Here is a 13,300-nt window from a genome sequence, read left to right on the forward strand (position 1 = left end):
AGCGTTCATGGTTTTGAGTGGTATCTAAGCTTAGAACGCTGGCTCCCCCTTCTCCCTTCCAATCTCCGAAACTACCGCACAGTAGGGCACCCAGCGACCTGGACTCAGCTTTTGTCAGTCAACCAGGATGCAGCGTGGTGCAGGTGTCTTGCCAATCATCGAGCGATAGTTCTGGCCATCGGTTGGGCATAGCGTTTCCAAAACACGATTAGGGCAGCGATAGTGTCTCTACTCATACTCACTAAAGCCCGCCCTAATACTTAGTTTATGCGCTGCTTGTGACCTTGCTGAGGCGCAATTACTTGCTAAGGCGCAATTAAATGACAACGGGCAGACAGCTACTTTATTTCTCTCCAGGCTTATCTCTCTCCAGGCAGATTCCTGTTTTTTTAGTTAGGTTGAAAATTGTTTCGGTACAATAAGCATCCTCATCAATTGAAGGATATTGAGATGACGTGCTGCGAGCCGTTTTGCGCCTAGAGCAACTGGAGGTAGAGTTGGGCCAGCTCTACCTTTGCTTTCTTAGCTAGACCTGGCCTAGACACTGGCTTCAAAACCTATCTGGGTCTTTGCCGCTCCCGGCAAATCAGTCAGGAAAAGCATTTAGTTAGCTATGGCCTATTGATAGTTTTGCCTCTATTCTTCAAGTCGATTAACTATTAATAAACTTTATGCTTAGAGCTCATAGGTGGGTGAAGAAGGGAGAAAGCAGATAGATGACGCAGCATCAGGTGGCTGACCCGCTGTTTGGCGGCGGGGGCGAGATGGGGGCGCTGATGCGTGCCTACGATTGGTCAAAAACACCCTTTGGTGCGGTTGAGCAATGGCCTCAAAGTCTGCGATCGACCCTGAGTATTTGCCTAAACTCTCGCTTCCCCATGGCAATTTACTGGGGGCCAGACTGCCTGCTGCTCTACAACGATGCCTGGCGACCGATCGTGGGCGACAAGCACCCCTGGTCGCTGGGGCGAGCTGGGCAGGAGGTCTGGCCCGAAATTTGGGACGACATTGGGCCTGAGTTTGCCCATGTTTTTGCCACTGGAGACGGCATTTTTCACAGCGACGAGCTGCTGGCCATGCATCGGTTTGGCTATACCGAAGAGTGCTTTTTTGACTACACGTTTAACCCCATTCAGGGGGAGAGCGGGCGGGTGGAGGGGATCTTAAACGTCGTCAGTGAGACCACATACCGAGTATTGAATGATCGCCGCGCCCAGCTGCTGCGCGAGCTTGCCGCCAAGACCGCCGCCGCCAAAACCGTCGAGGAAACCTGCGCCCTGGTAGCCGAAACCCTGAGCTTCGATCCGGCGGATATTCCCCTGGCGCTGCTCTATATGGTCAATGCTGACGAAAAAACGGCCTGCCTCTGCAAGGGCACTGCCTCTGCCTCAGCGGTGCCTTTTGTCCCCAGCCGGGTCAGCCTGGAGCCATCCAGCGCCGCCGATGACTCGGGTGGCTGGCCGATCGCCGTGGCAATTCGCACAGGGCAGCCCCAGGTTATTGATCATTTGGCCAGCCGCTTTGGCCATATTCCTGGTAGTCCCTGGCCCGAGCCCCCCCAGGAGGCGATGATTTTGCCGATTGTTGTGCCTGGGCAGGCCAGCGTGTCTGGGGTGCTGGTGGCGGTGGCCAGCCCTCGTCGTCGCCTAGACAACAACTACAGCGACTTTTTCAAGCAGGTGGCGGCCCAGTTGTCGACCGCGATCGCCAACGCCCGCGCCCACGAAGAAGAGCGCCAGCGGGCGGAGCAACTGGCCGAACTCGATCGCGCCAAAACAGTCTTTTTCTCCAACGTCAGCCACGAGTTTCGCACCCCGCTGACCCTGATGCTGGGGCCGGTGGAAGACGCCATTGCCGCCGCCCAGGACAACGAACAGCGCGATCGCCTAGAGATGGTGCACCGCAACGCCCTGCGCCTGCAAAAGCTGGTCAACACCCTGCTCGACTTCTCCCGCATTGAGGCGGGGCGCATTGAGGCCGTCTACGAACCTACCGACCTGGCCCTGCTGACGACCGATCTGGCCGGGGGCTTTCGGGCCGCAATCGAGCAGGCCGGGCTGCGGCTGGTGGTCAACTGTGCCCCCCTGGGTGCACCCGCCTACGTCGATCGGGGCATGTGGGAGAAAATTGTGCTGAATTTGCTCTCCAACGCCTTTAAGTTCACCTTTGAGGGCGAGATCGAAGTCGCCCTGCGCCCAGAACAGGACCACGTTTTGCTGACGGTGCGCGATACCGGCATTGGCATTGCCGCCGCCGAGCTGCCCCACATTTTTGAGCGCTTTCACCAGGTGCAGGGAGCCCCAGGCCGCACCCACGAGGGCTCAGGCATTGGCCTGTCGCTGGTGCAGGAACTCGTCAGCCTGCACGGCGGCACCCTGGAAGTGACCAGCGCCGTCGGCCAGGGCACCCAGTTCACGGTCACGTTGCCCCTGGGCTCGGCCCATCTCCCCGCCGAGCGCATTGGCGCGCCCCGCACCCAAATCTCCACCGCGACTGGCCCTACACCCTACCTAGAAGACGCCCTCACCTGGCCCCAGCTCTCACCTCCCTCACCCGCTTCACCCTCCTCACCCGCTTCCCCTTCCCCCCCACTCCCCGCCGCCGCCCGCATTCTCCTCGTCGATGACAACGCCGACATGCTCGACTACGTCAGGCGGCTGCTGAGCCAGCAGTATGGGGTCGAAACCGTGCGCGATGGCGAAGCGGCGCTGGCGGCCATTCGACAGCAGCCCCCCGATCTGGTGCTCAGCGATGTCATGATGCCCAAGCTCGATGGCTTTGAGCTGCTGCGACGGCTGCGGGCCGACCCGCGCACCCGAGAGTTGCCGATTATTTTGCTGTCGGCGCGGGCCGGAGAAGAAGCTCGCCTGGAGGGGCTGGCGGCGGGTGCCGACGACTACTTAACCAAGCCCTTTTCGGCCCGCGAGCTGCTGGCTCGGGTAGAGGCCACCCTCAAGCTGGCAGCGCTGCGGCAGGAAACCAAGATTGCCCTACAGCGCAGCGAAGAGCGATCGCGCCTGGCGGTGCAGGTGGCTCAGCTGGGCACCTGGCGCTACAACCTGCGCACCAATCTAGTCGAACTAGATCAGCGCATGCAGGATATTTGGGGCCAGACAGCGGCCCAGTTGGCCCTGCACCAGCTGGTCGAACACATTCACCCCGACGATCGCGCCCGGGTGGCCAGCGCGGTGAGTGCGGCCCTGGAGCCGGGGGCGTCAGGAGCCTACGTGATTGAATACAGAATTCGACGCAGCGATGGCACCGAACGATGGATCGCGGCCAATGGGCAAGCCTTCTTTGCGGCTAGGGGTGGCGGGGCACGCCGCACCATGGAGCTGCTCGGCACCGTCCACGATATTACCGAGCGCAAGCATACCGAACTTCTGCTGGCCGAGCAGACGCGCCTGCTAGAGCTAATTGCTTCAGGCTATTCGCTAGATGACTGCCTGACGGCCATCTGCACCACTATCGCTCAGCTCAATCCCCACATTCGGGCCAGCTTTCTGCTGTGTGATGCCGAACGTCAGCAGTTCTCGCGAGCGATTACGCCGGACTGGCCCCCCGCCTTTGGGGCCGGCCTCAAAGAGGCTCCCATCAATGAACCCTGCATAGGCACCTGTGGCGAGGCCGCATATTCGGCTCAGCCCGTCACCTGTGTCGATATAGCCAACGACGATCGTTGGTCGCCCGAGTGGCGTGAGCTGTTGCTGGCCCACGGCGTTTTGGCCTGCCACTCTGTACCGATTGTGGGGATAGAGGGGCTGCCCTTTGCCTCGCTAATGCTGTGCTTTGACCAGGCCCGACGGCCTACCCCCTGGGAGTATCAGCTGGCCGATTTTGGGGCTCAGGTGGCCAGCATTGCCTTTGAGCGCGATCGCGCCACCCGAGCCCTGCGCGACAGCGAGCACCGCTACCGCACTCTGTTTGAGTCGATGGAAGAGGGCTTTGGCATCTGTGAAATGCTGTTTGATGCCAGCGGCGCGCCGGTTGACTACCGCTTTTTGGAGATTAACCCGGCCTTTGAGACCCTCAGCGGTATGCAGCAGATGGCGGGCAAAACGGCCAAAGAACTGGTGCCCAATCTGGAAGAGGTTTGGGTCGAGACCTATAGCCGAGTGCTGGCAACCGGGGAGCCCTATCGGTTTGAGCATGAGGCGGCGGCTCTGGGCCGCTGGTTTAGCGTCAGCGCCTTTGCGCTCAACGATCCTCAGCATCGCAGGTTTGCGATTCTGTTTACCGATATTACCGATCGCCGCCGAGCGGAGCGCGATCGCGAGCGGTTTCTGGCGGTGGGCTCAGACTTGCAGGTGGTCAGCGGCAGCGATGGCTACTTTAAGTGGGTCAGCCCGACTCTAGAGCGCATTCTGGGCTGGACCCCGGCTGAGATGATCGCCCGACCCTGGATTGAGTTTGTCCACCCCGACGATCTGTCTAAAACCATAACCGAAGACGCCAGCCTGTTCTCGGCGGGCCGCGAAACGCTTTCCTTCGAAAACCGCTACCGCCACAAAGACGGCTCCTACCGCTGGTTTCTCTGGAATGCCCAACCCTACCCCGACGAGCAGCTGCTCTACGCTGCGGCCATTGACATCACCGAACTCAAGCGCACCGAGTCTAACCTGCGCGAGAGCGAGACCCGCTTTCGGCAGATGACCGATGCCGCCCCGATGATGGTGTGGCTTTCTGGCCTCGACCGGCGCTGTACCTATTTCAACCAGTCGTGGCTGGCCTTTACGGGCCGCACCCTGGAGCAAGAAATCGGCGACGGCTGGACGGAGGGCATTCACCCTGACGATTTTCAGCACTGCCTGAGCACCTACACCAATGCCTTTAACGCCCGCACCCCATTTCAGATGGAGTATCGGCTCAGGCACGTTAGCGGTGAGTACCGCTGGATTTTTGACGTCGGCGAACCCCGCTTTGCGCCCGATGGCACTTTTTTGGGCTATATCGGCTCCGGTTTTGATGTGCACGATCGCAAGCAGGCCGAAGAAGCCCTGCGCCAGCGCGAAACCGAGCTGCGGCTGGTCACCAACGCCGTGCCCGCCCTGATTGCCTTTGTCGATGCTGAGCAGCGCTACCGCTACAACAACCAGGGCTACGAGGACTGGTTTGGCCAGTCGGCCGCCGAGCTTTACGGCAAGCCCATTCGAGATGTGGTGGGTGACGCCGATTATGAACGGATTCGCCCCTATGTGGAGCAGGTTTTGACCGGGCAGCAGGTTACCTTCGAGCGCTCCGTCGAGTTTCAAAATGGCCGTATTCACTACCTGACCGCCACCTACGTGCCCCGCGTGAACGATTGGGGAGAGGTGGAGGGGTTTGTGGCGCTAATCACCGATTTGAGCGATCGCAAACAGGCCGAAATAGCCCTTCGCCAGAGCGAAGAGCGCTACCGCTACCTGGTCGAGTCGATTCCGCAGCTGGTGTGGACGGCCAGTACCGAGGGGGTGATTGTCGATGCCAACCAGCGCTGGTTGACCTTCACCGGGCTGAGCCTGGAGCAGGTGCGCACCGAGGGCTGGCAGACGGCGGTTCACCCCGACGATGTGCCGGTGCTGGCGCAAAACTGGGCGATCGCCCAGCAGCTGGGCACCAACTACCAGGCCGAAGGCCGCATGCGCCGAGCCGACGGGGTCTATCGCTGGCACCTGCACCAGGCCGTACCCATGAAAGACAGCCAGGGGCAGGTGATCAAGTGGTTTGGCACCGCCACCGATATCGAAGACCAAAAACAGCTCGAAAACCAGCGCAGCCAGCTGCTTCTGCAGGAAAAAGCGGCCCGCGCCGCCGCCGAGGCCGCCAGCCGCACCAAGGACGAGTTTTTGGCCGTCGTCTCCCACGAGCTGAGGTCACCGCTCAACCCCATTTTGGGCTGGGCTACCCTGCTGCAAAACGGCACCCTGAGCGAAGCCAAAACCAAGCAGGCCCTCGCCGTCATTGAGCGCAATGCCAAGCTGCAAACCGAGCTGATCGACGACCTGCTCGACGTGTCGCGCATGCTGCGGGGCAAGCTTGAGATCAACGCCACCACGGTCAATCTGGCCGCCACCATTCGCGCCGCCATTGAGACCGTGCGGCTGGCGGCAGAGGCCAAGTCAATTCACATAGACGTTCACCTCGATGACCAGATTGGCCTGGTCTCGGGCGACGCCACTCGCCTGCAGCAGGTGGTGTGGAATTTGCTGTCTAACGCGGTCAAGTTCACCCCCGCCGGGGGGCAGATTGTGGTGCGGCTGGCCCGAGATGACGCCAACCAGGCCGAAATTACCGTCACCGACACCGGCAAGGGCATCGCGCCCGACTTTTTGCCCCTCATTTTTGACTACTTTCGCCAGGCCGACAGCGCTACGACGCGGCAGTTTGGCGGACTGGGCCTGGGGCTTGCGATCGTGCGTCACCTGGTCGAACTGCACGGCGGCACCATTCGGGCCGATAGCGCTGGCGAAGGGCTGGGGGCAACCTTTACCGTCACCCTGCCGACTCTGGTCAGCCAGCCCGATGCCGACCGCAGTGCCCGATTTAGCGAACCCGCGCTAGATCTGCGCGGCAGCCAGATTTTGGTGGTTGATGATGATGCCGATACGCGCAATTTTGTTGTCTTTCTGCTGGAGCAGGCTGGGGCCACGGTGAGCTCAGCCACTAGCGCCAGTGCCGCCCTCGATGCTTTCAAGCAGGCTCAGCCCCAGATTTTGATCAGCGATATTGGTATGCCCGAGATGGATGGCTACATGCTGATGCGCCAAATCCGGGCGCTACCCGCCAGTCAGGGCGGTCAGGTTCCGGCGATCGCCCTGACCGCCTACGCCCGCGAGTCAGATCAAGAGCAGGCCCTGGCCGCCGGATTTCAGCGCCACATTCCCAAGCCGGTGCAGCCCGCCGCCCTGATTCAGGCGCTGGTGGAGCTGCTGCGGTCAGCTTAGACTTTTGGCGAACCCAGCGGCCCCAGCAGCAAAAACGGCCAGGGCAGTTCGACATCGGGCACCAGGTCGGCGTGAGGTTGCAGCCCCGGCACCGCCGAGGGCAGCACAAACCGCAGCGATCGCAGCGAGGCCGGTCGGTGCCCGTCGGCATCAACTACGCCGTACTCGCGGGCCAGTTCAGCCACGATCTGCACCTGCCCGGTGCGGCGCATCACCTCAGGGTCTGCCGCCAGGGCGGCAATCACGCGGCCCGTCAGCAGGGGCGTTTCCCAGTTGTAGTTAGTCTTGTTCGAGTCGGCCTGAGGCCCGCCGCCAGAGTTTGCCCCCAGGCCCATCTCGGCGGCAAACTGGGTCATCAGCTCGGTGCCGACAATGCCGGGCCAGACCGAGAGCGAGGTGACCTGATATTTTTTTAGCTCTACGGCCATATCGGCGGCCATGCGATCGCAGGCGGCCTTGCCCATCCCATAGGGCACGCCAAAAATGTACGACAGCCCGCCCCACGACGACAGCGTGCAGATCAGCCCCCGCCGCTGCGGCACCATCAGGCGGGCTGCGTAGACGCTGGCGACGTAGTGGCTGCGCAACCCCACCTGGTTGCAGGCATCCCAAAAGTCGGGCTCAGACTCCCAGAAAGGTTTGCCGTAGGCGGCTTTGAGCGCCGATACCCCAGCGTAGGCATTGTTGACCAGCAGGTCGAGCCGCCCCGCCTGCTCGGTTTCAATGCGCTCAAACAGAGCGCGCACCTGGTCATCGTCGCTGTGGTCAACCTGCACTGGTCGGGCTACCCCACCCGCCTCGGTGACCGCCGCTGCGGTTTCTTCTAGCGAGCCCACCGACTCAGCCGTGGCCGTGGCGGTGCGCCCGGTCAGATAGACCGTGGCTCCGGCCTCTGCCAGGCCGATGGCAATTCCCTTGCCCAGACCTCGGGTGGCCCCGGTAACCAGGGCAATGGTTCCCGTCAGCGGTTTCTCAAAGTGGTTTCTCAAGATAGTCTCCCCCAGGGGGTTTCCCAGAGACGCTTGCTACACTTTGATAATAAGGAGATGGTCGGGGTTTGTGGAGGGAAAAGCCCATGTGTGGACGGTTTAGCCTCAATCAAACCGGGGAAGATCTGGCGGCGGCCTTTCACCTCAAGGCCGTTCCACCGGTGGCTCCTCGCTACAATGTCGCCCCCACCCAGCCCGTGGCCACGGTGGTTGCCACCCCAGAGCAGCCAGAGCCGCATTTTCACCTCTTGCAGTGGGGTCTGGTGCCAAGCTGGGCCAAAGATGCGGCGATCGGCAGTCGAATGATCAACGCTCGGGCCGAAACCGTGGCCGAAAAGCCCTCGTTCAGGGCGGCGTTTAAGCGGCGGCGCTGTCTGATCTTGGCCGATGGCTTCTACGAGTGGCAGCGACAGGGCGACGGGCAACCCAAGCAGCCCCACTATATTTTTCTCAAAGATCACCAGCCCTTTGCCTTTGCCGGGCTTTGGGAGCACTGGCATGACCCAGTCAGCGGTGGTGAGCTGCAAACCTGCACCATCTTAACCACCGACCCCAACGAACTGATGGAGCCCATCCACAACCGCATGCCGGTTATTTTGCCCGCCGAAGACTATGCGACCTGGCTAGACCCTAGCTACTACCAGCCCCAAACCCTCCAGGCCATGCTGCGCCCCTACGAGGCCGAGGCCATGGAGCGCTATCCGGTATCAAAAGCAGTCAACAAACCGCAGCACGACGCCCCAGACTGCATCGAACCCCTTGCGGCTGAGGACAGCGATTTAGGTTGAGAACCATCGGCTGAATCGCGCTGCCACAGAAGGCGATCGGCTTCTCTACCCAAGCTCTAGCGGCCCAGCTTCAGCCGACCGAGGTTAAGCCACCCTGCTGAATTTCACGGGCCAGACTGGCCAGAAAAAGTGTAAATAGTTACATACAACCACTGAGCGGCATGTATATGAAGATGAAGTAAAATTCTGATCAGGAACTTTATGCCATTCTTACGGATCTGTTATTAATGCACTAGTAGATATACGTAGAGTTTCTACTAATAAAGGCCGAAGGGGTTGTGTCTCTAGCGTCGTCCACAGCGATTTTCTCCGGTGCGATCGCGTCTAAATCAGATCCGGCAGAGGGCGCTGAGAATTTAACAAGCTGTTACTGCGGGTATGCCATGCTGAACATCAGCCAATTTGTCCGACGAGGCCCCAACCACCTTGCCTCTAGCGTGACTGGGTTAGCCTCCCTCTTGGCGCTGGTGCTGGTTAGCCTGCCCGCCCAGGCTAGCGTCACCCTAACTCGGGCCGATGTTGAGGCGCTGCGCAACCGAGTCGAGTTTATTCCCCGCGGTCGGCAGCCCCGCTCGGCCAGAATGTCAGATGTTCTAGCGGTAGGCGATGCCCTGCGTACCGCCTCCGCATCCCAGGCCGACCTGCGCTTCAACGATGGCTCCCTGGCCCGCGTGGGCGAACGAGCCACCTTTCGCTTTGTGCCCAACACCCGCAATTTTCGGCTCAGCAACGGCACCGTACTGCTGCTGATTCCGCCCGGACGGGGCCGCACCAACATTCAAACTCCCAGTGCTGTAACCGGCATTCAGGGTTCAGCGGTGGTCGTGCGCTACATTCCAGACAGCGATTTGACCGTTGTCATGGCCCTCACCAATAACCCCGCCGGGCCAATGACCATTACGGCCAACAGCTGCGGCGGCGACAGCACCGCCTGCGGCGCTACTGAATACTCCCTCTATGGCGGGCAGATGGCCCTGATTCAAAACAATCAGGTGCAGGTGGTCGAGTTCGACCTCCCCATGTTCTACCAGACCAGCCCCTTGGTAGAAGGGCTGGAGTTAGACAACCCCGACGCCGACTCTCCCCTCGGCCCTGACCTTGAAGCCGTGCGTCAAGAAACTTTGGAAGCGCTAGAAACGCAGTCTCCCTTTACCGACGCCGTTACCCTCAACCCTGCTCTGATTGGCATCGACAGCACCAATCAAATCGCCGGTGAACAGCCCTGGGTCCTGTCTCCCGCCAACTCAGGTGTTGCTCCTGTCTCTATTCTGCGGGGGTTGCTCACCCCTGGGGATGGTCTGATTACAACTGCTCCTACCCAGCCAGTGATCTCATCGCCTGGTCCTGTTGGCAATCCTGGCCCTGTTGGCAATCCTGGTCCCGTGACTGGCAATCCTGGCCCTGTTGGCAATCCTGGTCCCGTGACTGGTAACCCTGGTCCCGTTGGCAATCCTGGTCCCGTGACTGGTAACCCTGGTCCCGTTGGCAATCCTGGTCCTGTGACTGGTAATCCTGGCCCTGTTGGCAATCCTGGTCCCGTGACTGGTAACCCTGGCCCTGTTGGCAATCCTGGTCCCGTGACTGGCAATCCTGGTACCGGTCCTGGCAACGCCAATCCGCCGCCGTTTAACGGTGAGGTACCTGCTAATCCACCCGCTGAGCCGCCGCCGTTTAACGGTGGAGTACCCGTTGGCCCACCTACCGAACCGGCTCCCTTTATCCCCCCTGATAAGTAGAGGCTAGCTGAGCTGGGTTAGTGGTTAAGCTAGGAGTCTGGGCTAATAGGCCGTCGGCAAACCAGGTTGGTGTGGTGTTATACATCAACTCTGGTCTGCTTTAGGCTAAACGTGGCCATTACTGACAGTACTAACCCATGCTGAGCCAGATAAAGTCTATTGTTGAGGCAATTTCGCCTCGCCTAGTTGAGATTCGTCGCCACATTCATAGCCACCCCGAACTCAGCGGGCAGGAGTATAAAACGGCGGCCTACGTAGCGGGGGTGCTTTCCTCCTGCGGGCTGCGGGTGCAAGAACTGGTGGGCAAAACCGGCGTGGTGGCCGAGCTGCCGGGGGGTGAAGATCCTAGAATTTTAGCCATTCGGGCCGATATGGATGGGTTGCCCATTGCCGAGCGGGTAGACCTGCCGTTTGCCTCAAGCCAGTCGGGCATTATGCACGCCTGCGGCCACGACGTGCACACCACCGTCGGGCTGGGTGTGGCCATGGTGCTGGCCCAGCTAAATCTGCCGCTGCCGGGCACCACGCGTTTTTTGTTTCAGCCCGCCGAAGAAACCGCCCAGGGCGCTCGCTGGATGATTGAAGATGGCGTGATGGAGGGGGTTTCGGCGGTGCTGGGGCTGCACGTCTACCCCTCAGTACCCGCCCGCGCCATTGGCATTCGCTACGGCGCGCTCACCGCTGCCGCCGATGATTTGGAAATTTTAATTGTGGGTGAGTCGGGCCACGGAGCCCGTCCCCACGAGGCCATTGACGCCATCTGGATTGCGTCTCAGGTGGTTACCACCCTTCAGCAAGCCATTAGCCGCACCCAAAACCCGCTGCACCCGATTGTTTTGACCATTGGGCAAATTCAGGGCGGACGCGCCCCCAACGTGATTGCCGATACGGTCAGGCTGCTGGGCACGGTGCGATCGCTGCATCCCGACACCCGCAACCACCTGCCCCAGTGGATCGAGTCGGTTGTGGCGGGGGTGTGCCAAGCCTACGGGGCTAAGTACGAGGTTCACTACCGCCGAGGGGTGCCCTCGGTGCTCAACGACCCCACCCTAACTGAACTCACCGCTCGTTGTGCCAGCGAGGCCTTGGGTAGCGAATATCTACAAATTATCCACGAGCCATCGCTGGGGGCCGAAGACTTTTCGCTCTACCTGGAGCACGCTCCTGGTACCATGTTTCGCCTGGGGGTAGGCTTTACCGATCGCGCCATCAACTACCCACTCCACCACCCCAAGTTTGAAGTCGACGAATCGGCACTTGTGGCCGGGGTGCTAACCATGGCCTACACCAGCTATCGCTACTGGCAGCTGCCCGGAACCTGACGAGGCCCACGGGCGACCTGTCTACGCTACTCCGTAAAGCCGTTCTGCCTTGGACCTACGCCCCAGGCTAAAACTCCGATAGACTGATTGATTTGGGTGCCATTCCCGGAGGATAACCGTTGTCAACGCCGATTTCCACACCAGTTCCTATCTACCTGGTCAGCCAGACCGATTTTGCCAAAGACCACGCCGACAGCCAGGCCTGGGCCCAGGTTACCGGATTTAAGGCTGAACCCAATACGGTTTGTCTGGTGCCCGGTGCCGAGGGCAGCCTGGCTAAGGTTTTAGTCGGCAGGCCTGACCCAGTGGATACCTGGACTCTGGGCAACCTGCCTAAAACCCTGCCGCCCCATACCTACACTCTGGCCGACGAGTGGCCAGCAGACCTGGCCACAAAGCTCTGGCTGGGCTGGAACCTGGGCCGCTACAGCTTTTCTCAGTACAAGCGTCAGCCTGGGCCTGCGATCGCCGAGCTGGTGCCGCCGCCTGGGGCCGATGCCGCCTACGTCAATACCACCAGCCGCGCGACTACCCTGGTGCGCGACCTGATTACCACCCCCGCTGGCGATATGGGGCCAGAGCAGCTAGAAGCGGCGGCTCAAAAACTGTGCGATCGCCATTCTGCCAATCTGAGCGTCACTGTCGGCGACGACCTGCTCACCCAAAACTACCCCCTGATCCACGCCGTGGGCCGAGCCTGCGCCCAGGCCCCACGGCTGCTCGACATCAGCTGGGGCAGCCCCGATGCGCCTAAAGTAACCGTAGTGGGCAAGGGCGTTTGCTTCGACACAGGCGGCCTCGATATTAAGCCCGCTGCCGGCATGAAGCTGATGAAAAAAGACATGGGCGGTGCCGCTAACGCCTTGGGACTAACTGAAATGATCATGGGCCTACAGCTGCCCGTGCGCCTGCGGGTGCTAATTCCTGCCGTTGAAAACAGCATTGCCGGCAACGCCCTTCACCCCCTCGATGTAGTGCCCTCACGCCGAGGGCTCACGGTAGAGGTAGGCAACACCGACGCCGAAGGCCGCCTCGTGCTAGCCGATGCCCTTTGGGAAGCCGTCTGCGAAGAACCGGCTCCCCAGCTGGTCGTTGACTTTGCCACCCTCACCGGAGCCGCCCGCATTGCCCTGGGCACCGAGCTACCAGCTTGCTTTAGCAACCGGCCCGAGCTAGCCCATGACCTGCTCGCCTGCGGGCTAACTGTAGATGACCCGCTGTGGCAACTGCCTCTACACCAGCCCTACCGAACTATGCTCGACAGTGCTGTGGCCGACCTCTCGAATATTTCTAACAGTTCCTTTGGTGGCTCGATCACCGCCGCCCTGTTCCTACAGGAGTTTACCCGCCCCGAAATTCCCTGGGTGCACCTCGACCTGATGGCCTGGAACGTGCGCACCCTGCCCGGTCGCCCCGAAGGAGGTGAAGCGATGGGGATACGGGCCGTGTTTGAGCTGATTCGGCAAAAGGTGGCAAAGGGCGCGCCTGAAACGTTAGTCGTACAGTAAAAGCCAAAGAATGCAGGAGAGCTGGGCAGCTGAC

The 13,300-nt window shown here is 60.7% G+C and carries 6 protein-coding genes; 5 read left to right on the plus strand and 1 reads right to left on the minus strand.

Features of this window, described 5'->3' with window-relative positions; all coding sequences use genetic code 11:
- Window positions 1-716 precede the first annotated feature (716 nt).
- The gene (locus tag ACQ4N7_RS25010) at window positions 717-6,923 is read left to right on the plus strand and encodes a PAS domain S-box protein (protein WP_430714162.1); all 6,207 of its coding nucleotides are present in this window, start codon (window positions 717-719) and stop codon (window positions 6,921-6,923) included.
- On the opposite strand, the gene ACQ4N7_RS25015 is transcribed toward ACQ4N7_RS25010, so the two are convergent.
- The gene (locus ACQ4N7_RS25015) at window positions 6,920-7,912 is read right to left on the minus strand and encodes an SDR family NAD(P)-dependent oxidoreductase (RefSeq protein ID WP_430714163.1); all 993 of its coding nucleotides are present in this window, start codon (window positions 7,910-7,912) and stop codon (window positions 6,920-6,922) included. The two genes, ACQ4N7_RS25010 and ACQ4N7_RS25015, sit on opposite strands and share 4 nt — an antisense overlap.
- An 86-nt stretch (window positions 7,913-7,998) precedes the next feature.
- On the opposite strand from ACQ4N7_RS25015, the gene ACQ4N7_RS25020 reads away from it, so the two are divergent.
- The 4 genes from ACQ4N7_RS25020 (at window position 7,999) to ACQ4N7_RS25035 (ending at window position 13,266) form a co-directional block, all read left to right on the plus strand.
- On the plus strand, window positions 7,999-8,700 hold the full coding sequence (locus ACQ4N7_RS25020; protein WP_430714164.1) for an SOS response-associated peptidase: 702 nt from the start codon (window positions 7,999-8,001) through the stop codon (window positions 8,698-8,700).
- 383 nt (window positions 8,701-9,083) lie between these two features.
- Complete coding sequence (locus tag ACQ4N7_RS25025; protein WP_430714165.1) at window positions 9,084-10,436, plus strand: FecR domain-containing protein; 1,353 nt, start codon at window positions 9,084-9,086, stop codon at window positions 10,434-10,436.
- 137 nt (window positions 10,437-10,573) lie between these two features.
- Window positions 10,574-11,758 (plus strand): M20 family metallopeptidase, encoded by a 1,185-nt coding sequence (locus tag ACQ4N7_RS25030; RefSeq protein ID WP_430714166.1) that lies wholly within the window; start codon window positions 10,574-10,576, stop codon window positions 11,756-11,758.
- Window positions 11,759-11,877: 119 nt separating this feature from the next.
- Window positions 11,878-13,266 (plus strand): leucyl aminopeptidase family protein, encoded by a 1,389-nt coding sequence (locus tag ACQ4N7_RS25035; RefSeq protein WP_430714167.1) that lies wholly within the window; start codon window positions 11,878-11,880, stop codon window positions 13,264-13,266.
- Window positions 13,267-13,300 lie beyond the last annotated feature (34 nt).

The sequence above is a fragment of the Nodosilinea sp. AN01ver1 genome (genome assembly GCF_050565655.1).
Lineage (GTDB): Bacteria > Cyanobacteriota > Cyanobacteriia > Phormidesmidales > Phormidesmidaceae > Nodosilinea.

Excerpts from the sequence above, each read along its gene's own strand:
- ACQ4N7_RS25025 (WP_430714165.1), top strand. The coding sequence starts at position 9,084 with ATGCTGAACATCAGCCAATTTGTCCGACGAGGCCCCAACCACCTTGCC.
- ACQ4N7_RS25020 (WP_430714164.1), top strand. The coding sequence starts at position 7,999 with ATGTGTGGACGGTTTAGCCTCAATCAAACCGGGGAAGATCTGGCGGCG.
- ACQ4N7_RS25010 (WP_430714162.1), top strand. The coding sequence starts at position 717 with ATGACGCAGCATCAGGTGGCTGACCCGCTGTTTGGCGGCGGGGGCGAG.
- ACQ4N7_RS25030 (WP_430714166.1), top strand. The coding sequence starts at position 10,574 with ATGCTGAGCCAGATAAAGTCTATTGTTGAGGCAATTTCGCCTCGCCTA.